Origin of the sequence: Achromobacter sp. UBA4530, from assembly GCF_002388205.1 — a bacterium.
Taxonomy (GTDB): Bacteria; Pseudomonadota; Gammaproteobacteria; order Burkholderiales; family Burkholderiaceae_B; genus Achromobacter; species Achromobacter animicus.
Genome location: NZ_DGMA01000009.1, coordinates 162,134 through 185,653, shown reverse-complemented (window position 1 = coordinate 185,653; position 23,520 = coordinate 162,134). Strand labels below are relative to the sequence as shown.

Here is a 23,520-nt window from a genome sequence, read left to right as displayed (position 1 = left end):
GCGTGCCGGCCGCCGAGCCGGCACGCGTTGCGCGCCAGGTGAGCGCGTTGCCCCTACCGGCTCAACGCCGGAAGCCGCCGCCCCGGAACCCGCCAAACCCGCCAAAGCTGCGCCCCTCCATCCCGCGGCCCTGCCAGCCGCCCTCCCCGCGCCCTTGCCAGCCGCCCTCCGCGCGACCCTGCCAGCCGCCGTCGCTGCGGCCTTGCCAACCGCCCGCGGACTCGTTCATGCGGTTCTGCCAGCCTCCGCCATCCATGCCGCCCGGTTGCGTCGAATAATCGCGCGCCTGGCGCTGTGCGTTCAGGTAATTGGACTGCGTGTTCGGCTGAACGGGCTGCCACCCCGACGACGTGTGCTGCTGCCAGCCGTTGTCGTTGTGCTCGTAGACGTTGCCGTTGTGGTCCGCATACACGTTGCCGTTGTTCCACGCCGCGCCGCTGCCGGTGTTGCGGTTGTAGGTGGCGCCGCGCCGGTCGACGCTGTCGGCGCCTTGGCCCGCCGTGCCGGTCGCGCTGGCGGCGGAGTACGTGGTGCGGCCGGTGTCGGCATTGGTGCGCACGTTCTGCCGGCCCGCGGCCCACTGGCCGTCGTCGTTCTCGACCGCGCCCGCGCGGCCCGCGCCCGATGCGCCCGTGACCGGATCGGTGTAGGCGCCCCGGCGTCCGGCGGCGGCGTTGCCCGTGTACTCGTTGTAAGCCGCGCCGCGCGTGCCTTCAAACGCGGCGCCGGTATGCGGGTTGTAGCCTTCGGCGTGGGCGCCCTGCCACTCGGTGCCCGTCCAGCCGTTCCAGCCGGCCGCGTGCGTGACCGTGCCGGAACCGCCCCAGGCGCCGTAGACGTCGACCTTGTTGACGTCCACGCCGCCCCAATAGGGCGCGCCATAGTACGGTCCCCAGTACGGCGCGGCGCCGCCCCAGGCCTCGGCGGCGGCAAACCCGAAGGCAAAGCCCGCGGCCGAATCGAAGGCGGCGTTGTAGCCATAGCTGGGCGGATAGCCGACCCAGGTGTTCTGTACGATCGTGGGCGGATAGGAATAGCCCGTGCCGTAGACGACGGTGCCGTCTGGCGCCACCACCACGCCCATGTAGCCGGGTGAATAGCCGAACACCACGCTTTGCGGCGTGGCGCCGTAGACCTGCACATAGGTCACGTAATGCAGCGGCGAGCTGGCGGGAATGGCGTAGATGGCCGCCGGCACATGGTCGGCCACGCGCCACGGTCCGGTTGGCGAGTCCGACACGAACCACACCGCGTTCGACAGCGCGTAATAGCGGCCTTCCGCCTCGATGACCGGCACCGGCGAGTTCGTCGCGTAGTGCAGAGTCGTGCCGTCGATGGGCCGCAGCACCGGCGCGCCGCCGGCGTATTCGACCTGCAGCTTGGCGGCGCTGCGCGACACGGTGGCGGTCTGCGGAATGGTCGACGCAATGACGGCTTCCCGCGCCTGCGGCGTGCCGGGCACCGACACCAGCACCCCGCCTTGCGGATCCCGCGGCGGAATGCGCGCGAAATCGCGCGGCAGGTCCTTGCCCGGCACATACGACCATGGCCCTTCCAGCCGCGCGCCTCGGAACCAGCGGCCGGACACCAGCAGGTAGTAGCGGTTGTCGCCCGGGTTCATGAACACGGCGTGGTCGGCGTTGGTGACCGACAGCAGCGAAGTCCCCGGCACCGGCCGCAGCTCGGCCTGGCCAATCGTGATCAGCAGTTCAGCGGGCACGGTCGACACTTCGACATCGGGCGCGCGGTGCGGCGCCTTGCCGTCGTGCGGCATCAACGGGTCCGCCGCCGGACCGCGTCGCGCGGCGTCTGCCGCCGCAAGCAGCGCGGGCGACGGTTGCGCCACGGTGCGCCACGGCCCGTTGATGTCGCCGGCTTCGTACCAGTGGCCCGCGGCCTGCAGGTACAACCGGCCGGCGTTGTCGCCCAGGATCAGCGCGCGGGTGTTGATGACGCGGCGCCATCCCTGCGTGTCGGGCAGTTGGGTCCACGCGGGTGCGCCATCCACCAGCACCAGGATCGCCGGCACCGTGCGGTAGATGATGCGCGGCGGCGTGTTGTTCACCGGCACGGTCTTGGCGGGCGGGTTGTTCTGCGACAGCGCATAGCTCAGTTGCAGCGCAGCCAATGGCGTGACCACGCCGTTGGCGGGGATGCGGGCTTCGAGTTCGCTGCGCAGGCGCGCGGCCTCCTGCGGCGCGGTGGGCACCTGCACGCGTTCGACGCGGATGTCTGACAGGCGCACCAGCCCGGCCGGCTTGTTCACGTCGGCGCGGGCGGAAAACTCGGCGACGCCGTAGGTCGGGCTGCCCTTGGCCGGTCCCACCGCCACCGCCATGCGGCCGGTGAGGCGGTCGGCGGTCCAGGTGTCGATCTGCGGTTGGTACAGCTCGACCCGCTTGCCGTCGGGTGCGGTGAAGCTACGCGGCCATTGCAGCGCGCGCGCGGCGGACGAGTCTTGTTGGCCGGCGCCCGGTTGCGCGGCAGCAGTCTGGGTCGTGGGGGCTGACGGGGGCTGGCCGGCATTCTGCGGCTGCGCCGCGGCACCAAACGCCAGCGACGTTCCGGCCGCCACGCCCAGGACAACGCGCGTCATGCGCAGGCGTCGGGCGGCATCGCCGGAGGTGGCAGGCAAGCGGGAAAACCAGTCATGCAAATGCAGCATTCGGGACACGCAATTCATCTCACGCTCCTTGAGGTTCTGGCCGCCTGCCAAACCGGCTGGGGCGTTCCGCCGCCCGGATGATCGCGGGCGGCGCCGCTTCGGGTTATACGCCAGCGCGCCCCGGGGTTCAATTGCGGCAAGACCGGAGCTGACCGCCCCCTGAATAAGAAACAGATGGTTAACGCCGTTAAAAAGCTATTGATCGCATCAATCAGAACTTCTATAACTCGTTCCTACCAGGGCTTGCTGCTTTTGCCCGATTGCCTTTCCGCTGCAATCCAACTAGAGCGGCGCAACGCCCGCCATCCCGCGCAAGCCTCGCGCGAATCGCCAGCCTTCTCCTGCCCGTCTCCCGTGGCGCGCTGGCGGCTCTCTAAGCCTCTCCTGCGGCCAGGACATTGATCCTGACAGCCGTGTGAAGGAGCAGCTCATGGCCCTTACCCTGTCCCATCCCGGGGTTTATATCCAGGAAATTCCCAGCGGCGTTCGCACGATTGCCGGGGTCGCGACCTCGGTCGCCGCCTTTCTGGGCGCGGCCCCACGCGGTCCCGTCAACAAGGCGGTCCGGATATTCAGTTTCTCCGACTATGAACGCGCCTTCGGCGGACTGGCCGACGATTCCGAGCTGGGCTATGCCGTGCGCCAGTTCTTCGTGAACGGCGGCACGGACGCCTGGGTCGTGCGCGTGGTCAAGGAAGCGTCGCCCGCGCAGCGCACCTTGCGCAGCGCAACCGCGGTGGACGTGCTGACGGTGCGCGCGCTGGACCCCGGCGTATCCGGCAACAGCATCCAGGTCCGCGTCGACCACGCCACCGCGGTGCCCTCCAGCACCTTCAACATCCAGATCATCCGCGGCAGCGACGGGCGGGCGGAAAGCTACGCCAACGTCTCGTTGAACGCCAAGGATCCGCGCTATCTGCTGGATCTGGTGCAGGGCGTATCGCAGCTCGTTCGACTGGAGCGGATGCTGTCGCAGGGCGCGCTGGATGCGCTGCCGGCGGGCACCAGCGTCAGCGGCACGCTGGGCGACGTGCAGACGCTGCTGGATGCGACGCACACCGATTTCCGCGTGGCCGTGAACGGGCTGGAACCCGTGGGCGTCAGCATCGCGTTGCCTGGCGACATAGCCGGCGGCACCGCGACGCAGCGTCTGACCGCGCTGGCTTCGGCGATCCAGGCCAAGGTGCGGGCGCAGGCGCAGGGCCGGCCGGCGCTGGCGAACTTCACCGCCGCGCGCAACGGCAACACGCTGGTGATGACGTCCGGCGCGGGCGGCGAGAACGCCAGCGTCCGCGTGCTGCCGGGCGCGCGCAACAACGCCGCGGGCGTGCTGATGCTGGGCTCGCTGGCGGGCGGCATCGAAACCGACGGCGCGGCCATCATTCGCCCCGCGCCCACGCCCGACGCGGCAACGCTGACCAGCGACGCCTTCGGCGCAACCGACCTGGACGCGCTGCCCGACGCCACGCACACCAGCCTGCGCATCACGCTGGATGGCCTGGGGCCCGAACTCGTGAGCCTGGGTGACGCCACCGCCACGGGCGGTTCGCTGGCCGCCAAACTGGAAGACGTGGCGGCGCGCCTGCAGGCCGCCGTGCGCGCGCTGCGGCCGGGCACGCCGGCCTTCCGCGACTTCACGGCGCGGGTGCAGGGCAGCACGCTGGTGCTGGCAAGCGGCTCGCGCGGCTTGGGCTCGACCATCGCGGTCGCGGCCGCGCCGGCCAACGACCTGGCCGCCTCGCTGCATCTGCTGACCGGGGCCGTCGCCTCGCCGCCGCCGGTTGATGCATTGCTGGAAGGCGGCACCGAAACGCCGTACGGGCCGGACGACGTCTATGCCGCGTTCATCGGCAGCCGCGCGCTGCGGCAAGGGCTGTACGCCCTGGAAGACGCCGACATCTTCAATCTGCTCTGCCTGCCGGCCATCACGCACAGCGGCGTGCTGGCCGATGCCGCGTCGTACTGCGAAGAGCGGCGCGCCTTCATGATCGTGGATGCCCCGCCCACCGCCACCGATCCGGCGGCGATGGTGGCAGTGGCCAACGGCACGGCGCTGCCCAAGTCGGATCACGCCGCCGTCTACTACCCGTGGACGTACGTGTCCGACCCGCTCAAGAACGGCAAGCCGCGTCTGGCGCCGCCGTGTGGCACCGTCGCCGGCGTGTATGCGCGCACCGACGGCAATCGCGGCGTGTGGAAAGCGCCTGCGGGCACCGACGCCAACCTGACCGGCGTCATCTCGCTGGCCGCCACGCTGACCGATGGCGAGAACGGCAGCCTGAATCCGCTGGGGGTCAATTGCCTGCGCACGTTCCCGGTGTATGGCGCGGTGTTGTGGGGCGCGCGCACGCTGCGCGGCGCGGATCAGCTCACTTCGGAATACAAGTACGTACCCGTGCGGCGCCTGGCCCTCTACCTCGAAGAGTCGCTGTATCGCGGCACGCAGTGGGTGGTGTTCGAGCCCAACGACGAGCCGCTATGGGCGCAGATCCGCCTGAACATCGGCGCGTTCATGAACACGCTGTTCCGGCAAGGCGCCTTCCAGGGCAGTTCGCCGCGCGAGGCCTATCTGGTCAAGTGCGACCGGGAAACCACCACGCAGGACGACATCAATCGCGGCGTGGTCAACATCCTGGTGGGGTTTGCGCCGCTCAAGCCCGCCGAGTTCGTCGTCATCAGCATCCAGCAACTGGCCGGCCAGATACAGGCCTGAGCCCGGCACGCCCCGGCGCCGCATGCGGCCCGGCGCGTTTGCCGACCACGGTTACCAGGAGATTGCCATGGCGCAGTTCACCGTCAATCCGCAGCGCTTCGACCCGTACAAGAACTTCAAATTCCGGGTGAAGTGGGATGGCCGCTACGTGGCCGGCGTCAGCAAGGTGTCGGCGCTCAAGCGCAGCACCGAAGTGGTCGAGCACCGCGAAGGCGGCGACCCGTCCAGCGGACGCAAATCGCCAGGCCGCAGCAAATTCGAGGCGGTGACGCTGGAACGCGGCGTCACGCACGACCGCGAATTTGAGCAGTGGGCCAACAAGGTGTGGAACTTTGGATCGGGCCTGGGCAGCGAGGTGTCGCTGAAGAACTTCCGCAAGGACCTCATTATCGAGGTCTACAACGAAGCCGGGCAGCTCGTCCTGGCCTACAAGGTGTTCCGCTGCTGGGTGTCGGAATACCAGGCGATTCCCGATCTGGATGCGAACGCCAACGCGGTCGCCATTCAGACCATCAAGCTGGAAAACGAAGGATGGGAACGCGACTACGAAGTCGCCGAGCCATCCGAACCGAGTTTCGTCGAGCCGGCCTGATGGAGCGCCGCGATGAACGCCCTGATCGAATCGCAGATTCTTGCGCTGTGGGAGGCGGGCCGTGACTGTCATCCGATAGACCGCGGCCTGCTTGCGCTTGCCGAGGCAATGCCCGACGTGGATGTCGCGTCACGGCCGGTCGGATGGCGGAACCTGGCGCTGCTGCGCCTGCGGCAAGCCACGTTCGGGCCGCAGCTGGCCGCTTGCGCCGATTGTCCGGCATGCGGCGCGGCGATGGCGTTCGACCTGGATGTGGCCACGCTGCTGGAATCGGTGTCCCCGCCGCCGGAACGCGCATCGGCCGAGCCGATGTTCGACGCGCATGGAGCGGCATGGCGTCTGCCCAGCAGCCGCGACCAGGCGCAGGCCGCGGTGGCCGCCGACAGCGACGCGGCGCTTGCGCTGCTGCTGCGTGCGTGCCGGGTTGACGCACCGCCCGGCGCCGACCTGCCGCAGGGTGCGGCGCTGGACGACATCGAAGCGCGCATGGAAGCGCTGGACCCCGCCGCCAACATCGAGCTGTCGTTGCGCTGCGCGGACTGCGCGCATGCGTGGACCGTGGCGCTGGACGCCGACGCCTGCGTGTGGGACGACATCAGTCTTTGCGCGCGTGGACTGCTGCGGGATGTGCATCGTCTGGCGCGCGCCTACGGCTGGACCGAACCGCAGGTGCTGGCGCTGGGACCTGCCCGGCGCGCCGCGTATCTGGAACTGGCCGACAGCGAGGCGCTTCCATGAGCGGCTTTCTGCGCCAGCTTGCGAGCCGCAGCGTGGGTTCCGCACCGCGCCTGCGCAGCGCGCCGTCGCCGCGGGCCGTGGCGCTTGTCGGGACCGTGCCGCGTGATGATTGGCGGGGTGAGACGCAGGGGCTGGGGGCTGCGCAGGCGGCGTCGGACGCGCGCGTCCAGGCGGCCAGAGACGACGCGCGATCCAGCGTGGCCAGCTTCGCGCAGACGCCGTTGCACGCTGCGGATTCCGGGGGGATTGGCCAGACAGAAAGGAACGTTGATACGGCCGGCGCGAACGGGCCTGACGCGGCGCATGACACACGCCGGCATCGCACGCATTTCAGCGTGACAGCGCCGATCGCCGACGCGGACGTGCCCCCACGCAACCCGGCGCGCGGTGATCAAGATGCGCCCTCGCCGGTTCGCCAATCGCGCGCGCTTCGGTCCACCGAGGCAGACAAACACGCCGCCGACGACCGGCAGACCCGCCCCGCAGCCGTATCGCCAATCACATCGCCCTTACCGGCGGAAAAGTCAGGCGAGCACGACGTCACTGACAGTACCCGCCCTGCTGCCCCACGCGACGCGGCCTTGTCCGCCGAGGCACGTGAACTTGCCGGCCCCAACGCACGCAACGCAAGAAGCCACGCCGCCGATGCGGCGTCCGCCTCCCGCCTTCCCGCGCTGCCGCCCTCTCCGCCCGACGTCCACATCACCATTGACCGCCTGGAAGTCGCCCCCCCGCCCCAACGCGCGGCGCCCGCCGCCCCGCGATCGTCTGCGCTGTCGCTGCGCGCCTACCTGACCGCCAGACGCGCGGGGCTGCCATGAGCAACGCGCTGGCGATCGCGGCGGTCACCGCCGTCATCAAGGACCTGCTCGACTCGGGCATGATCGACCACGCGGTCACGGACGCGCTGGGCGCGGGCGTCAAGGTATCCGCGCTGGCGCCCGACGCGGTGTCGCTGGACAACCAGGAAGATCCGCAACTGAACCTCTTCCTGCATCAGGTCACGCCCAACGCTGCGTGGCGCAATGCCGCGCTGCCGTCGCGCGATCCGGCAGGCGATCGCATCGCGAATCCGCCGCTGGCCCTGGACCTCCACTATCTGCTGACCGCGTATGGCCGCGCCGAGCTGCAGGCGGAAGTGCTGCTGGGCTATGCGCTGCAATTGCTGCACGAATCGGCCGTGCTGCCGCGCGAGGCCGTGCGCCGCGCGCTGGATCCGGACGTGGTCGATGGCGCCATTCTGCCGACGGTTTACCAGAGCCTGCGCAGCGCAGACCTGGCCAGTCAGATCGAACTGTTGAAGATCACCCCGGCAGCGCTGGGCGCGGAAGAGATGTCGCGCCTGTGGTCCGCCCTGCAGGCGCACTACCGCCCGACCGCCGCGTTTCAGGTGTCGGTGGTGCTGATCGAGTCCAGGCGGCCCGCGCGCGGCGCCCTGCCCGTGCTGACACGCGGGGAAGCCATTCCCGGCACGCCGCGCGACCGGGGTGTGCTGGTGTTCCCCGGCCTGACGCCGCCGCTGCCCACGCTGCTATCGGTGCAACCCGCGGGCAGGCAGCCGGTTGCCGTGCCCGGCGGCGCCGTGACGTTGCAGGGTCATCATCTGGATGGCCTGGCGCGCACGGTGACGCTGCGCCATTCAACGCTGGATGCCGAACGCAACGTGCCCGTCGAGGCCGGCACGGACGCATGGCTGCGGCTGACGATGCCGTCGGACCTGCCGGTCGGCGTCTATCGCGTGCATGCCACGGTGCAGGCCAGCGATACCGGCCTGCGCCGCGACAGCAATCAGTTGGCGCTGGTGCTGGCGCCCGAGCCCGTGCTGCCGCCGGCCGCCGCCACGCGCAACGCGGGCACGGTGCGCATCACGTTGGGCATCGCGCCGCCGCTCTTGCCCAGCCAGGCGGCCAGCCTGCTGCTGGGCGACCGCGAGCTGCCCGCTGAACCCGCCACCGCACCCGCCAGCGCGCTCATCTTCGAATGGCGCGACGCGCCGCCCGCCGGCACGCGATTTCTGGTGCGGCTGCGGGTGGACGGCATTGAAAGCCCGCTGGTGGACCGCGAGGCGGTCCCCGTCCGCTATCTTGACCGCCAGATCGAGCTGCCATGAACGCGCGCGCGCCCACCGACTGGATCGAAGCCAACCAACAACTGCTGGCCGCCGAGTTCACGCGGCTGCGCACAAGGCTGCGCAAGCCCGGCAGCCGGCCGCCGCGCCACGGCGCGCAGCAGCTTGCGCAGGCGCGCGCCGCGCTCCACGGCGACTCGGCCATCGATCAGTTGACGGCCACCTTCGGCCTGTCGGCGTTCGAGCGTGATCTGCTGCTGCTGTGCGCCGGCATCGAGATGGACGCGGTGCTGGCCGATCTGTGCGCCCACGCGAACGGCCGATCGGGCAGCCAGCGTCATGCCAGCTTCGCGCTGGCGCTGGCCGAGCTGGAAGGCGCGCATTGGAGCGCCCTGTCGCCGCAGCGTCCGCTGCGCCGCTGGCGCCTGCTGGACGTGGACGACACGGCCGACCTGAGCACCGCGCGCCTGCGCATCGACGAACGCGTGCTGCATTACCTGGCCGGCCTGAACGAGCCGGACGCGCGACTGCGCCCGCTACTGCGGCCGGCGCTGCCCCTGCCCCACACGGCGACCGCGCACGAAGCGGCGGCGAAACAGATCGCCGCGCAGGTCACCGCCGCGCAAGGCACGCCGCTGCCGGTGTTTGTGCTGGAAGGCGATGACCCCGGTGCGCAGGAAGACGTGGCGGCGCGCGCCGCGCATGCTGCGGGCCTCGCGTGCCTGGCGCTGCAGGTAGAAGACGTGCCGGCGGACGCCGCCGAGCGCAACGTCATGCTGACGCTCTGGCAGCGCGAGGCCGTGCTGCTGGGGGCCGCCCTGTTCATCGACGCCTCGGAGGGCCTGACGCCGGCGGCGCGGCATCTGGTGGAACAGGCCGGCGGGCTGTGCCTCGTGGGCGTGCGCGAACCCGTCACGTTGCGCGCGGCCTCGCGCCCGTGCGCCGTCTCCCGGCCGCAAGAGGCCGACCGCAGAACGCTGTGGCGGCAGGCGTTGGGGCCGCAAGCCGCCGCGCAAGTCGGCGATGCCGTGGACCAGGCGGCCAGCCAGTTCGGGCTGGACTCGCGGACCCTGCAGCGCACCGCCGCCGCGCTCGCCCCCGCCTTGCAGGAACCCGGCGCCGATCCGGCCGCCGTGCTGTGGCAGGGCTGCGCGCAGGCCAGCCGCCGCAAGCTGGACGGCTTGGCGCAACGTCTGACGCCGGCCGCAGGCTGGGACGACCTGGTGCTGCCCGAGCCGCAACGCGCCGTGCTGCGCCAGATCGCCGCGCATCTGCGCCAGCGCTATCGGGTCCATCAAGACTGGGGGTTCGCGGCCGCGCAGTCGCGAGGTCTGGGTCTTGCCACCCTGTTCACCGGCGAAAGCGGCACGGGCAAGACGCTGGCCGCGGAGGTCCTGGCGCGCGAAACCAGGCTGGACCTGTACCGCATCGACCTGTCCGCCGTCGTCAGCAAGTACATCGGCGAGACCGAAAAGAATCTGCGGCGCCTCTTCGAAGCCGCGGAAGACGGCGGCGCGATCCTGCTGTTCGACGAGGCAGACGCGCTCTTTGGCAAGCGCTCGGAGGTTAAGGACAGCCACGACCGCTACGCCAACATCGAAATCAGCTACCTGTTGCAACGCATGGAGTCGTACCGGGGCCTCGCGGTGCTGACCACCAACCTGAAGTCCAACCTGGACAGCGCCTTTCTGCGGCGGCTGCGCTTTGTCGTGCAGTTTCCGTTTCCTGACCTGGAGCAGCGCGCGCGGATCTGGCGCGGCGTGTTCCCGGCCGCCACGCCTACCCGCGATCTTGATCCGCGCCAACTGGCGCGCCTGAACCTGACGGGCGGCAGCATCCGCAACGTCGCGCTGAACGCGGCCTTTCTGGCCGCCGACGCCGGCTCCGAAGTCACCATGGCTCACGTGCTGCAAGCCGCGCACGCTGAAGCCGCCAAACGGGAACGGCCGCTGGCCGATGCCGAAACGAGGGGATGGCCATGAAATCCGCAATTCACCTGCATATCCGCGCGCTCAGCCTGCCGAGCCATGACGCGGCCCAACGCAATGCGTTCGTTGCCGCCCTGGTCCACGAGCTGGTCCGGCGGGCGGCGCAGAACGGCGGCGCGGCCGCCGATGCCCATGCAGAAGCGGTACGCACCGTGGCGGACGGCGCGCAACCGGCGCAGACGGGCACGCAGGCGGGCCGCGCGATCGCGGACACGTTTCATCTGAAGCATTGAGCAGAGCCATGAGAACGTCCTTGTTCGCGCCGCGGCCGGACACCGCAACGCCGCGCTCGCGCCTGGTGATGCGGCGATGCGCCTGCGGTTGCGGCGGCAAGTCGACGTGCGCCGCCTCGTCGACTTCGGGTCGTGCAAAATCAGCGGTGCCCGAGCAGGTCGAGGACGTGCTGCGCAGCGCGGGTCAGCCCCTGGCCTCCGCCGACCGGATGGAATTCGAGCGGCGCTACGGCCACGATTTCGGGCGCGTGCGCATCCACGCGGATGCGCGGGCCGCGGAATCGGCGCGCGCGCTGGATGCGCAGGCCTGGACCGTCGGCGCGCATGTCGCCTTTGGCGCGGGCCGCTACGCGCCGGGCACACGCCAGGGCCGCGACCTGCTGGCGCACGAGCTGGCGCACGTCGTGCAGCAGCATGGGCGCTACCGTCCCGGGCTGCCGCTGGAACTGGGCCCGTCGCACTCGCCGCAGGAAGCGGAAGCCGACCGCGCCGCGCACAGCCTGTCACGGCCCGCTGCGGCGCCGGGCCTGGCGCAGACCGTGCAGCGCGCCGGCATGGGCGATCTGCGCGTGGCCGAAGCCGAGGCGCGCAAGTGCCCCACCACGCACACCATGCCGGACGACGTGTATGACGCGGTCAACGAAGCCTGGTCCAAGTCCGGCCACGGCGGCGACACCGTGCAGGAACATGGCGGGCGCATCGTGTCCGACAAGGACGGCAAGCGGGTGATCCGCACCGGATCGGGCGGCGGCGGCAGCATCAGCCTGCCCGCCGAGAAAAAGGGCGACTACACGCTCGGCACCTATCACACGCATCCGTACAGCAGCTCGGAAGGATCCAAGCTGGGCGTCGCGTTCTCCGGCGCCGACGTGGCCAACTTCATGGCGGGCAGCCAGGGCTGGGTGAAGTACATCGGCGCCGGCAGCTGCAACTACGCGCTGAACATGCAGGACTACGAGGCCGTGTACGACTGCCGAAAGCGCGGCGTCGATTTCAAGACACGCTGGAACGACGCGTTTGCCGCCGCCACCGGCACGTTCCAGGCCAAGGTCGAGACCGCCGTGCGGGCCTCGGTCGACGGCTGCGGCATCTGCTTTTATCGCGCCTGCCGGCCGGACGACGCGAGCGCCGTGCCCAAGAACATGAACCTGATCTAGGAGCCGCCATGGAAGACTGGATTGGCAAGACCGTGGGCGAGGTGCTGGAACTGTGCCAGACGCGCTACGCCGACGTCACGATGGTCGACGAGCCGCCGGGCAAGTTGCGCGCCGTCGAACTGGACTGCGTGGCGCGGGTGCCGGTGTCGCGCTTCGTGCTGGAGTTCGACTACCGCCCCGACCTCTTCAGCGCGGCGCGCCACTGGCCGGAAGCGCTGGTGGGCGCGCAGCGCATCACCGCCGTACGCAACGCTGCGGAACCGCAGGCCTATCCATGAGCGGACCGCTTTCGCCCCGCCTGCTGCGCGGCGGCATCATCCTGATCGATCCGGCCAGCGGGGCGGTGCAGCGCGTGATATCGCTGCAATACAACCCCGAGACCCTGACGCGCTCGCTGCAGCCGCAGAGCGTGGACGACGGCGGCGCGGCAGGCGAACCGCTGCGCCTGAAAGGTCCGCCGTCCGAGACGATCCGGCTGGACGCCGAGCTGGACGCCACCGATCAGCTCGAATTTCCCGACGATCATCCGCAGGCGCGCGACACGGGCATCCATGCGCAGCTGGCCGCGCTGGAGACCATCGTCTACCCGGACAGCGCCGCGCTCATCCGCAACAACCAGATCGCCAACCTGGGCACGCTGGAAATCGCGCCCACGGTCGCGCCGCTGAGCCTGTTCGTGTGGAGCCGCGAGCGCGTGGTGCCGGTGCGCGTGACGGACTTTTCGATTACCGAAGAGGCTTTCGACGCGCGCCTCAATCCCATCCGCGCCAAGGTGTCGCTGGGCCTGCGCGTGCTGCACGTGGGCGATCTGGGCTTTGGCGACAAGGGCGGCCATCTGTACCTGGTGTATCAGCAGCGTAAGGAACGGCTGGCCGCGCTGGCCGGTCTGGGCGACCTGGGTTCCGTCGGATTGGAGTCCCTGCCATGAGCGTGCAGCGCTTTCCTGCCAACAGCCGGTACCACGACGTGCCAACGGCCGAATTGGCCGGGCCGGACGGCCGGCCGCTCGTGTACCTCCGCCGGCGCTTTCTGCCAGATCCGGCGGCGCTGACCGCAGTGGGCGAGGTCGCGGTCGCCCCAGGCGACCGGCTGGACCGGATTGCCGCTGCGGCGCTGGGCGATCCGCTGCAGTTCTGGCGCCTGGCGGACGGCAACGACGCGCCGCGTCCGGCCGCGCTGGAAGTGCCCGGGCGCAGCCTGCGCGTGACGCTGCCCGCCGCGTTGGGTTCTCCCTTCGGTGGTGCGCCCTTCGGAGGCAGCGATGCTTAGCGGCGTGCACCTGACGCTGCTGGTCGGCCCTGGCCTGCCGGTGCCTGCGCCCCGCCCCATCATGGACGGCCTGGAGCGCGTCGAGGTGTCGTCGTCCGCGGACGGGCCGGGCGGATTCCAGCTCACGTTCTCCGTCAGCAACCGCTCGCCGCTGCATACGCTGCTGTTGATCGCGGGCGGCCAGGTGCCGTGGCTGCGCGTCATCCTGATCGCCACGCTGAACGGGCTGCCCACCGTGCTGATGGACGGGCTGGTGACGCGCCAGGAGATCACGGACGGCAACGCGCCCGGCCAGTCGCGCCTGACCGTCACCGGCGAAGACCTGACGGTGGCGATGGACAAGCAGGACATGAGCGGCCTGCCCTACCCGGCCATGCCGCCGCCCGCCCGCGTCGCCGCCATCATTGGCCGCTACGCGCTGTACGGGATGCTGCCGCTGGTCGTGCCGTCGCCCTTCACCGACGTGCCGATTCCGGTGGAACGCATTCCGCTGCACGAAGGCACGGACCTCGCCTATGTACGCCAGTTGGCGCGGGAAGTGGGCCACGTGTTCTACATCGAGCCCGGCCCGCTGCCCGGCGCCAACGTGGCGTACTGGGGACCGGAAATCCGGCTGGGACCGGTGCAGCCCGCGCTCAACCTGGGCATGGACGTGCACAGCAATGTCGAGTCGCTGTCGTTCGCGGTAAACCAGTCGGACGCCGCGCTGCCGGTCATCTTCATCCAGAATCCGCTGACCAAGTTTCCGATTCCGCTGCCCGTTCCCGACGTCAGCCTGACCAGCCCGCCGCTGGGCCTGCTGCCGCCGCTGGCCAAGGGGCTGACGCTGCTGAAAGACACCGCCAAGCTGTCGCCGGCCGCCGCGCTGGGCAAAGGTCTGGCCATGGCCGCCGGCACCACTGCCGACGCCGTGACCGCCGATGGATCGCTCAACGTGCTGCGCTACGGCCATGTGCTCAAGTCGCGCCAACTGGTCGGCGTGCGCGGCGCGGGGCTGGCGTTCGATGGCCTGTACTACGTCAAGCGCGTCGACAGCTCGCTCAAGGCGGGCGAATTCCGGCAGCAATTCTCGCTGGCCCGCAACGGTCTGATCTCCACCCTGCCCCTGGTGCCGCCATGACAGAACCCCAACGCCACTACGGCAAATTCCGCGGCGTGGTGATCAACAACGTCGATCCCATGCAGATGGGCCGCATCCAGGTGCAGGTGCCCGACGTGCTGGGCCTGGGCGTCTCAAGCTGGGCGATGCCGTGCGTGCCGTTCGCCGGCCAGCAGAGCGGCGTGTTCGTCGTGCCGCAGGTCAGTGCGGGCGTATGGGTGGAGTTTGAACAGGGCAAGCCCGACTACCCGATCTGGGTCGGCGGATTCTGGGGATCGGCCGCCGAAGTCCCAGCGCTGGCGCTGGCCGGGCTGCCCGTGTCGCCCAGCATCGTGCTGCAGACCGGCGGGCAGAACACCTTGATGATTTCCGATCTGCCGGGCCCCACCGGCGGCATCCTGCTCAAGACCAAAACGGGCGCGATGATCTCGATCAGCGATGTGGGCATCACGCTGTCCAACGGCCAGGGCGCGACGGTGATGCTTGCCGGTCCGGCCGTCAACATCAACCAGGGCGCCCTGACGGTGACCTGAGGAGGCCAAGAGCATGCCCGGACCCCTGCTGCATTTCGGCGCCACCGTGCAGTGTTCGCACGGCGGCCAGGCCATTCCGACGGCGCCCAATCCACGCGTGCTGCTGTCGGGCCAGCCGGCCGTGACCATCCTGTCGACGTATTCCATCGCGGGCTGCGCGTTTCCGCCGCCGCCGTCAGGCAACGGCCCGTGTGTCACCGGCATGTGGCTCGCCGGCGCGACGCGCGTGCTGATCGGCGGGATGCCGGCCGCGCTGCAGGCGGGCTCGTCGATCTGCATGCCCACCGGCACGCCGATGCTGGCCCTGCAGGCGCAGGCCCGCGTCGTGGGCATGTAAGGACGCATCGCCATGGCCCTCCTGCGCTTTCCATTCGAACCCGACGCGCGCGGCCGCAGCCGTAATGCCGACGACGCCACTCATGTGCGCGACATGATCGAGCAAGTGCTGTTCACCGTACCGGGCGAGCGCGTGAACCGGCCGGACTTCGGCTGCGGACTGCTGCAACTGGTGTTTGCGCCCAACAGCGACACGCTGGCCGCCGCCGTGCAGATGAGCGTGCAAGGCGCATTGCAGCAATGGCTGGGCGAGCGCATCGCGGTGGAATCCGTCAACGTCGCGCACCGCGACGCAACATTGCAGGTCGACGTGCAGTACGTGCTGCGCCAAGGCCAGCAACGGCGTCTGGCGCGCTTTACGCGCGACGTGCCATGAACCGCCAGTTCCGCAGCGCCAACCCGCGCCGGCTGCAACTGCTGCGCGCCCAGCAGCCGCCCGGCGACAACGGCATCGCCTTCGTGGAAATTGACGCGGCCGATCAGCGCACGGTGCGTGTGGTCTGCGCGCATCCGGTGTCCGGCATCGGCCGCGCCCACGTGCGCATCGAAGGCGGCGCGCGCATTCGCGGCATCGCGCTGGCCGCGGACCCGGTGCTGTCCGGCAACGAGATCCGGCTGACCGTGGACAAGGCAGGCGACTTCTCGTGGTACACGCTCGCGCTCGTCAACCCGGCCGACCCCGACGCGCCCGCGCCGGGCTTTGACCTGTGCCTGTCTACCATCGAGATCAACTTCAAGGCGGGCTGCCCGTCGGAGTTCGACTGCGCCGACACGCACGCGTGCGATGCGCCGGCGCCGCCCGAGCCGCTGCTGGACTACCTGGCCAAGGATTACGAGAGCTTCCGGCGTTTGATGCTGGACCGCCTGTCGCAGAGCATGCCCGACTTCACCGAGCGCAATCCCGCCGATTTCACCGTGGCGCTCGTGGAAACGCTGGCCTACGTGGCCGACCATCTTTCCTACGCGCAGGACGCCGCCGCCACCGAGGCCTATCTGGACACCGCGCGCCGCCGGACCTCATTGCGCCGCCACGCGCGCCTCCTGGACTATCCCCTGCACGACGGCTGCAACGCTCGCGTGTTCGTCGCTCTTGAAGCGAACACGCAGGGCGACGGTAAGGTCATCCCGGCCGGCACGCCGCTGTTGACTAGCACGCCCGAAGCCGCGCTTGCCGAGCCCGTGCGCCGCCGTGACGTGCTAGACGGGCTGCCCGCGGCCGGCATTGAAGTGTTCGAGACCCTGCACGACCTGACGCTGCACGCCGCGCACAGCCGCATCCTGCTGCATGACTTCGCCGATCCCGCCTACTGCCTGCCACGCGGCCAGACGCAGGCGGCGCTGGTCAACGATCCACCGCTGACGCTTGGCGCCGGCGACGTGCTGGTGTTTGAGGAAACCATCGACCCGTTGACGGGCCGCAAGGCCGACGCCGACCGCACGCATCGCGTGGCCGTGCGCCTGACTGAAACCCGCGCCGGCCGCGACGACCTGACCGGCACCGACCTGCTGCTGATCGCCTGGCATCCGGACGACGCGCTGCCGTTTCCGCTGTGCGTCAGCCGCGAGTTCGACGACGGCGGCGCGCTGGTCAAGCGGGCCGTGTCCGTGGCGCGCGGCAACGTCGTCCTGGCCGACCACGGCATGCAGCGCGACTGGACGCCGCTACTGCCGGACACGGCCACCGCGCGCGACGCGCCCGCGTCGCGGCCCTACCGCCCCCGCCTGCCGGACGCGGGCCTGGCCTGCGCCGAACCCTACCGGCATGACCTCGCCGTGTCCGCTCTGCTGCCCGCCGGTGCGGCGCTGGCGCAGGACCCGCGCCGCGCCCTGCCCAGCGGCATGTCGCTGCAGGCGGACGACGCCGATCAGCCCGGCGACGTGCCCGCCCCCGCCAGCCCGGCGTGGTCGCCCCAGCGCAGCCTGCTGGCCAGCGCCCGTGACGCGCGCGAGTTCGTGGTCGAAACGGAAACCGATGGCGCAGCCTGGCTGCGCTTTGGCGACAACCGCTACGGCGCCGCCCCCGTGGCCGGCGAACGCCTGCTGGCGCGCTACCGGCTGGGCGGCGGAGCGGAGGGCAACGTGGGCGCCGAGGCCATCGGCGCGCTTGTCACCGACGATGCGGACCTGATGGTGGGCGTGGCGCGCGTGCGCAATCCGCTGCCCGCGCAGGGCGGCGCGGCGCCGGAACCGGCCGACGCCATCAAGCTCAACGCGCCCGAGGCTTTCCGCGTGCAGGAACGCGCGGTCACGGCCGACGACTACGCGCGCCTGGCCGAACGCCATCCGCAGGTGCAGCGCGCGGCGGCCCGACTGCGCTGGACGGGCAGTTGGCACACGGTCTTTCTGACCGTCGACCGGCGCGGCGGGCGGGAGGTGGACGCGCCCTTTCGCGCCACGCTGCGCGCCTTCATGGAGCGCTTCCGGCTGGCAGGACAGGACCTGGAATTCTCCGATCCCGTGCACGTGCCGCTCGACATCCTGGTGCGCGTCTGCGCCGCGCCGGGCCACTTTGCTGCGGACGTCAAGGCGGCGCTGCGCGATGCCTTCACCGTGGGCCTGGACCGCGCGGGCCGGCCGGGCTTCTTTCATCCCGACCGCTACACCTTCGGCACGCCGCTGGCGCTGTCGGCACTGATGCGCGCCGTCATGGCGGTGCCGGGCGTCGCGTCGGCGCGGGCCGAACGCTTCCAGCGCTGGGGCCGCGACCCCGCGGGCGAACTGGACACCGGCCGCCTGCTGATTGCGCCGCTGGAAGTGCTACGCGCCGACGGCGACCCCAACTTTCCCGAGAACGGCCGCATCGACTTCATCGTGGAGGGCGGATCATGACAACCCCCGCCGATTGCGGCTGCTGCGCCGGCCAGCCTGCGCTGACGCCATCAGACCTGGACAACCCGCCGGGGCAGCCCGCCTTGCGCTTGCGCATCGGCACGCATGGCCGGTTTCTGGCCAGCCTGACAGCCGACCTGGCGCGGTCGCCGGCGCTGGCCGCGCTGACCACACGCGACCGTGACGACCCGGTCATCGCCCTGTTCGACGCGTGGGCTGCGGTGCTGGACGTGCTGGCGTTCTATCAGGAACGCATCGGCAACGAGGGCTATCTGCGGACGGCGACCGAGCGCCGGTCCGTGCAATCGCTGGCACGGGCCATCGGCTACGAACTGCGGCCCGGTGTGGCGGCAACGACGTGGCTGGCGTTCACGATGGAAACCGCGCCCGGCGCGCCACTGCGCGCGCGCATCGAGCCGTGGACGCGCGCGCAAAGCGTGCCTGCGCAGGATGAACGCGCGCAGACGTTTGAAACCTTGCAGGCGGTCGAGGCCCGCGCCGCCTGGAACGCGCTGGAACTGGCGTGGCTGGAACCGGCGCCGCCGCGCTTTGGCGCGCGCACGCTGTGCCTGGCCGGGGCGGCCACGCGCCTCAAAGCCGGCGACGCCGTGCTGATCGTCGGCGACGAACGTGTGCGCGACCCGGGCAACGAAAATTGGGATTTCCGCCGTCTGACACAGGTTCGCGAGTATGTGCCGGGCCCCGGCGAAGACGGCGCGCCCGCCTACACGCTGATCTCGCTGGAACGCGGCCTGGGCAGCGCGGCCCCGCACGTGCAGCCCGCCCGCCGCCATCCGCGCTGCTACGCGCTGCGCGCGCAGGCGCGGCTGTTCGGCTACAACGCGCCCGACTGGCGCGCCATGCCCGCCACACTGCGCGCGGCCTATCTGGGCATGGCCGACGACGCCAAGCCGTCCTTCAGCCAGTTCCCGCAATGGCCGGGCTACACGCTGGCCGACATCTCCGATCCGCCGGGCGCCAGCGGCGCGGGGTCCGGCCTGTACGGCGAGTATTACCGCGGCCGCACCTTCAGCGAACGGGTGATGACGCGCACCGATCCGCAGCTGGATTTCCGGTGGGCGGCGGGCGGTCCCGGCGACGGCATGCCCGCGGACAACTTCTGCGTGCGCTGGACCGGCTGGGTGCGCGCGCCGGACAGCGGCAGCTACACCTTCCACGTCACGGCCGACGACGGCGTGCGGCTGTGGGTGGACGGCAACCTGCTCATCGACCAGTGGCGCGAGCAATCGCCTACCGAGTACAGCGCCAGCGCCCGGCTCACGGCAGGCCGCAAGCACGACATCCGCATCGACTACTACGAGGCCAGCGGCGACGCCACCCTTACGCTCGCGTGGTCCGGACCGGGCCTGGCGCGCCAGACGATACCCGCCGCCAGCCTGTTCCCCGCCGACGTGCACGGCGTGCATCTGGATGCCGTCTATCCGAAATGGGTGGCCGGCGGCTGGGCCGTGCTGTCCATGCCAGGGTATGAAGAGCTCTACCGCATTGCCGAGGCCGGCCCCGACGCGCGGACCGGCTTTGCGCTGGCCGGGCCGACCACCCGGCTGACCTTGCGGGGCGAACGCCTGCGCGAACAGTTCAACGACGCCGTGCGCGAGACCACCGCGTATGGCGAATCCGATGCGCTGGACTGGGGCGTGCGCCCCGCGTCCGGCCTCACGCAGGGCCACGCGCTGGTGCTGGCGTCGTACGAACCCGACCTGCCCCAAGACCGCGTGCTGGCGGTGTCGGGGCTGATCCTGGACGAGGCCGACGCCGCGAACATCGCGCCACGCGACCGGCTGTTGCGCGGCGACGCGCTGGCCAACGTGCGCGTGGCGCGCGACCGCGCCAGCGCGGATCTGGAATTCGAGGACGGCGCGCGCGCCACGGTCACGCTGGCTGAAGCCAGCGACATCGTCCGCATCCAGCGCAACGACAGCGCTGGCGGCCGCACGTCGCTGCACTTGGACGCCGATCTGGCGCACGCCTATCTGCCCGCCACGGTGCGCATCAACGCCAACGTCGCGCCGGCCAGCCACGGCGACAGCCGGCAGATGCGCATCCAGCCCGAGGTGCTCGGCAGCGGCGCCGGCAACCGGGCGTTCCAGCGTTTCACGCTGCAGCAAAAGCCGCTGACCTTCGTGCCCGCGCCCACGGCGAGCGGCGCAGCGAGCAGCTTGGAAGTTCGCGTGGATGGCCTGCTGTGGACCGAAGCGCCACGCATCACGGAGCTGGCGCCGGACGATCGCGCCTATCTGCTGCGGCTGGACGACAGCGGCGGCGCCACGGTGCAGTTCGGCGACGGCCTGCACGGCGCGCGGCTGCCGTCGGGGTCGGGCAATGTAGAGGCGCGCTATCGCGTCGGCCTGGGCCGCGAAGGCAACGTCGCGCGCGGTCAACTGAACGTGCTGCTCACGCGCGCGCCGGGCGTCAAGGCGGTCGTCAATCCGGCAGCCGCCACCGGCGGGGTGGATCCCGAAGCCGGCGACGCCGCCCGCCGCAATGCGCCGCTGCGCGTGCGCACGCTGGACCGCATCGTCTCGCTGCGCGACTTCGAGGATTTTTCCGCCGCGTTCACCGGCATCGGCAAGTCGCAGGCGGTGTGGCTGTGGGACGGGGAACAACGGCTCGTGCATCTGACCGTCGCCGGCGAGGACGGCGCCGCGCTGGATCCTGCCGGCGCGCTGTATCGCAATCTGCTCGCGGCCATCGATGGAGCGCGGCCGCCCTACCAGCCGCTGCGCGTGGCGCCGTGCCGCTATCTGGGTTTCGGCCTGCGGGCCGGTCTGGGCATCGATCCCCGCTACGAGACGCCCAAGGTATTGCAGGCGGCCCGCGCCCGCGTGCTGGAGGCCTTTGGCTTTGCCGCGCGCGCATTCGGTCAGCCGGTGCACGGCGCGGAAGTCTTGACCGTGCTGCAAGGCGTGCCGGGCGTGCAGTGGGTGGATCTGGATTCGCTGGTGCTGGAGGGGGGGCTGAATACTGGACTGAACCCGGGGCTGGGCTCTGGACCGGGTGCGGGACTGAGCGCGGGGTTGTCCCCCGTCACCACGCGGCGCAGCAACGGGCCCGGCGCCACGCTGCCGGCGCGCACCGCGCGGTGGCAGCAAGGCAGCCTGCAACCGGCCGAACTGCTGCGCCCTGACCCGGCGAACATCTTGCTCACGGAGCGCACATGAACACCCGCCTGGATGCCGATGCGCTGATGGCCCTGCTGCCGGCCTTCTACCGTGAACGCGACGCTGCGGCCGGCGGCCCGCTGCGCGCGCTGCTGGACGTGCTGGCGCGCCAGGGCGCGCTGGTGGACGCCGACGTGGACCGGCTCTACGACAACTGGTTCATCGAGACCTGCGACGACTGGGTGGTGCCGTACCTGGGCGATCTGCTGGGCGTGCGCGCGCTATACCCCGTCGGCGCCGCGTTCTCACCCCGCGCGCTGGTCGCCAACACGCTGCGGCTGCGCCGGCGCAAGGGCACCGCACTGGTGTTGGAAGAACTGGCCGCCGACGCCACGGGCTGGCGCAGCCGCGTGTCCGAGTGCTTTGAACGCGTCGCCACCACCCAGCACGTCAACCATCCGCGCCCGCACGCGCTGCGCACACCGGATCTGCGCGATTCCCGCGCAATGGAACGCGTTGACGGTCCTTTTGGCGCCGAGCTGCACACGGCCGATGTGCGCGCACTGCCAGCCGGGCGCTACAACCTGCCCAACGTCGCGCTGTTCCTGTGGCGGCTGCAGTCTTACACCGTCCAGCGCGGCGACGCCGCCCCCGCCACGACGCGCGATGGCTTCTACACCATCGATCCGCTAGGCCGCGACCAGCCGCTGTTCAACCGGCCCCGCACGGAGACCGACATCGACCACCTGGCCGAGCCGGTCAACGTGCCCGAACCGCTGTCCTGGCGCGATCTGCACGCCGAACTGCAAGCGCGCCGCCAGGCGCTGACCGACGGCGACGCGCCGCCGCAAGGGGGGTTTGCCGAGAGCGGCGGAGGCCCGGTCGTGCAGGTGTGGCTGGACGGACAGGCCGTGCCGCCCGAGCATCTGGTCATCTGCAACCTGGCGCCCATCCCCGGCGTTTCCCCCGAGGACTGGCGCCGGCCCGACGCGTCGCTGCTGGTCAAGGCGCGCAAGCCCGGGCGGCCGGACCGCAGCTTCCCTGTTGCGGGCGGCGTGCTGGTGGGCCTGGACCCGCACCGCGGACGCCTTGCGCTGCCGCCCGGCGTCACCGCGCAATCGGTGCAGGTGCGATATGCGTATGGCTTTCCCGGCGACATTGGCGCGGGTCCGTACGACCGCAGCGCCCCGGTTGGCGATGACGCGGACGCGGCGTCCGGAGACACCTTCGACATCGAACTGCGCGTGCCCTCGGCGGCCGCGCCCACGCTGGCGGCGGCACTGGCCGCGGTGCAGGCAGGCCAGCGGGTGCGCATCGTTCTGGACCACGACGGCACCGAAGCCATCGCCCCCGATCTGGTGCTGCCCGACACGCATCTGTTGATCGAGGCGGCCCCGCTGCAACGGCCGGTGCTGCGGGGCGACTGGCGGCTGCGCGGCAACGCCAGCACGCGCGTGCGGCTCGACGGGCTGCTGGTGGATGGCCGCCTGCGGCTGGAAGGCACGTTGCGTGCCGTGGCGCTGCGCCACTGCACGCTGGCGCCCGCGCGCGGCGGCGTGCGCCACAGCGGCGCGGCGCCGGAACTTGAATTGAGCCTTACGCGCTGCATCAGCGGGCCGGTGCGCTGCGCGACGCCGCTTGCCGCCGTCGAGATCGACGCGTGCCTGATCGATGCGCAAGGCAGCGCGGCTGCCGCGGTCGACGTGGACGACAGCGCCCTGCGCGTCGTGGCCAGCACGTTGTTCGGGCGCGTGGCGGCCGGGCGGCTCGACGCGTCCAACACGCTGTTCGGCGGCCCGCTCGCCATCAACCGCCGCCAGGAAGGCTGCGTGCGCTATTGCCACGTGCCCATGCCGTCCGTCACGCCCCGACGCTACCGCTGCCAGCCGGACCTGGCCATGCAGGACCTGGGCGCCGCAGCCGCCAAGCGCGCGGCGGCGCGCGTGGCCCCCTCGTTTACCTCCACGCAGTTCGGATCGTCGGCCTACGGCCAACTGGCGCGCGGCTGCGCGCTCGAGATCCGCGAAGGCGCGGACAACGGCGCCGAAATGGGCGCCTGGAATTTCCTGCTGCAAGCCCAGCGCGAAGCCAACCTGCGGCAGGCGCTGGACGAGTATCTGCGCTTCGGACTCGAAGCGGGATTGATCCCCGTGAACTGAGCCCCCTGTCTTCGGGAAC

The 23,520-nt window shown here is 70.8% G+C and carries 19 protein-coding genes; 18 read left to right on the top strand and 1 reads right to left on the bottom strand.

The window, feature by feature from the left end; all coding sequences use genetic code 11:
• Positions 1–61: 61 nt before the first annotated feature.
• On the bottom strand, positions 62–2,683 hold the full coding sequence (locus B2W22_RS10260; RefSeq protein WP_286937512.1) for a carbohydrate-binding family V/XII: 2,622 nt from the start codon (positions 2,681–2,683) through the stop codon (positions 62–64).
• A 412-nt stretch (positions 2,684–3,095) separates the two neighbouring features.
• On the opposite strand from B2W22_RS10260, the gene B2W22_RS10255 reads away from it, so the two are divergent.
• The 18 genes from B2W22_RS10255 to B2W22_RS10170 all read left to right on the top strand — a co-directional run bounded on the left by B2W22_RS10255 (position 3,096) and on the right by B2W22_RS10170 (position 23,501).
• Positions 3,096–5,378, top strand: coding sequence for a phage tail sheath subtilisin-like domain-containing protein (locus B2W22_RS10255; RefSeq protein WP_286937511.1), 2,283 nt, complete (start codon positions 3,096–3,098; stop codon positions 5,376–5,378).
• A gap of 67 nt (positions 5,379–5,445) precedes the next feature.
• A complete protein-coding gene (locus B2W22_RS10250) occupies positions 5,446–5,970 on the top strand; it encodes a phage tail protein (RefSeq protein WP_056566211.1) in 525 nt (174 codons plus the stop codon).
• A gap of 12 nt (positions 5,971–5,982) precedes the next feature.
• On the top strand, positions 5,983–6,708 hold the full coding sequence (locus tag B2W22_RS10245; RefSeq protein ID WP_175122720.1) for a hypothetical protein: 726 nt from the start codon (positions 5,983–5,985) through the stop codon (positions 6,706–6,708).
• Positions 6,705–7,529, top strand: a complete 825-nt coding sequence (locus tag B2W22_RS10240; RefSeq protein WP_286937508.1) for a hypothetical protein — start codon at positions 6,705–6,707, stop codon at positions 7,527–7,529. The genes B2W22_RS10245 and B2W22_RS10240 overlap by 4 nt, the downstream gene beginning before the upstream one ends.
• Positions 7,526–8,818 carry a DUF4255 domain-containing protein gene (locus tag B2W22_RS10235; protein WP_175122718.1) on the top strand — a complete coding sequence of 431 codons (1,293 nt, stop codon included), beginning with the start codon at positions 7,526–7,528 and terminating at the stop codon, positions 8,816–8,818. The genes B2W22_RS10240 and B2W22_RS10235 overlap by 4 nt, the downstream gene beginning before the upstream one ends.
• A complete protein-coding gene (locus B2W22_RS10230) occupies positions 8,815–10,758 on the top strand; it encodes an ATP-binding protein (protein WP_286937506.1) in 1,944 nt (647 codons plus the stop codon). Before B2W22_RS10235 ends, B2W22_RS10230 begins: the two co-directional genes overlap by 4 nt.
• Positions 10,749–10,997, top strand: coding sequence for a hypothetical protein (locus B2W22_RS10225; protein ID WP_286937504.1), 249 nt, complete (start codon positions 10,749–10,751; stop codon positions 10,995–10,997). Before B2W22_RS10230 ends, B2W22_RS10225 begins: the two co-directional genes overlap by 10 nt.
• Before the next feature lie 8 nt (positions 10,998–11,005).
• Positions 11,006–12,154 (top strand): DUF4157 domain-containing protein, encoded by a 1,149-nt coding sequence (locus B2W22_RS10220; protein ID WP_218343003.1) that lies wholly within the window; start codon positions 11,006–11,008, stop codon positions 12,152–12,154.
• Between the two features lie 8 nt (positions 12,155–12,162).
• Complete coding sequence (locus B2W22_RS10215; protein WP_175137629.1) at positions 12,163–12,432, top strand: hypothetical protein; 270 nt, start codon at positions 12,163–12,165, stop codon at positions 12,430–12,432.
• Positions 12,429–13,082 carry a hypothetical protein gene (locus B2W22_RS10210; protein ID WP_175122713.1) on the top strand — a complete coding sequence of 218 codons (654 nt, stop codon included), beginning with the start codon at positions 12,429–12,431 and terminating at the stop codon, positions 13,080–13,082. The genes B2W22_RS10215 and B2W22_RS10210 overlap by 4 nt, the downstream gene beginning before the upstream one ends.
• Positions 13,079–13,423, top strand: coding sequence for a LysM domain-containing protein (locus B2W22_RS10205; RefSeq protein ID WP_175122712.1), 345 nt, complete (start codon positions 13,079–13,081; stop codon positions 13,421–13,423). The genes B2W22_RS10210 and B2W22_RS10205 overlap by 4 nt, the downstream gene beginning before the upstream one ends.
• Positions 13,416–14,543: a hypothetical protein gene (locus tag B2W22_RS10200; RefSeq protein WP_286937502.1), complete on the top strand. Its 1,128-nt coding sequence runs from the start codon at positions 13,416–13,418 to the stop codon at positions 14,541–14,543. Before B2W22_RS10205 ends, B2W22_RS10200 begins: the two co-directional genes overlap by 8 nt.
• Entirely contained in the window at positions 14,540–15,055 is a 516-nt protein-coding gene (locus tag B2W22_RS10195; RefSeq protein WP_175122710.1) for a phage baseplate assembly protein V, read from the top strand. Before B2W22_RS10200 ends, B2W22_RS10195 begins: the two co-directional genes overlap by 4 nt.
• A 13-nt stretch (positions 15,056–15,068) precedes the next feature.
• The gene (locus B2W22_RS10190; RefSeq protein WP_175137628.1) at positions 15,069–15,392 is read left to right on the top strand and encodes a hypothetical protein; all 324 of its coding nucleotides are present in this window, start codon (positions 15,069–15,071) and stop codon (positions 15,390–15,392) included.
• 12 nt (positions 15,393–15,404) lie between these two features.
• A complete protein-coding gene (locus B2W22_RS10185) occupies positions 15,405–15,767 on the top strand; it encodes a GPW/gp25 family protein (protein ID WP_175122708.1) in 363 nt (120 codons plus the stop codon).
• A complete protein-coding gene (locus tag B2W22_RS10180) occupies positions 15,764–18,220 on the top strand; it encodes a putative baseplate assembly protein (protein WP_286937499.1) in 2,457 nt (818 codons plus the stop codon). Before B2W22_RS10185 ends, B2W22_RS10180 begins: the two co-directional genes overlap by 4 nt.
• A complete protein-coding gene (locus tag B2W22_RS10175; RefSeq protein ID WP_286937498.1) occupies positions 18,217–21,402 on the top strand; it encodes a putative baseplate assembly protein in 3,186 nt (1,061 codons plus the stop codon). Before B2W22_RS10180 ends, B2W22_RS10175 begins: the two co-directional genes overlap by 4 nt.
• Positions 21,399–23,501 carry a phage tail protein gene (locus B2W22_RS10170; RefSeq protein ID WP_286937497.1) on the top strand — a complete coding sequence of 701 codons (2,103 nt, stop codon included), beginning with the start codon at positions 21,399–21,401 and terminating at the stop codon, positions 23,499–23,501. The genes B2W22_RS10175 and B2W22_RS10170 overlap by 4 nt, the downstream gene beginning before the upstream one ends.
• Positions 23,502–23,520: the final 19 nt, after the last annotated feature.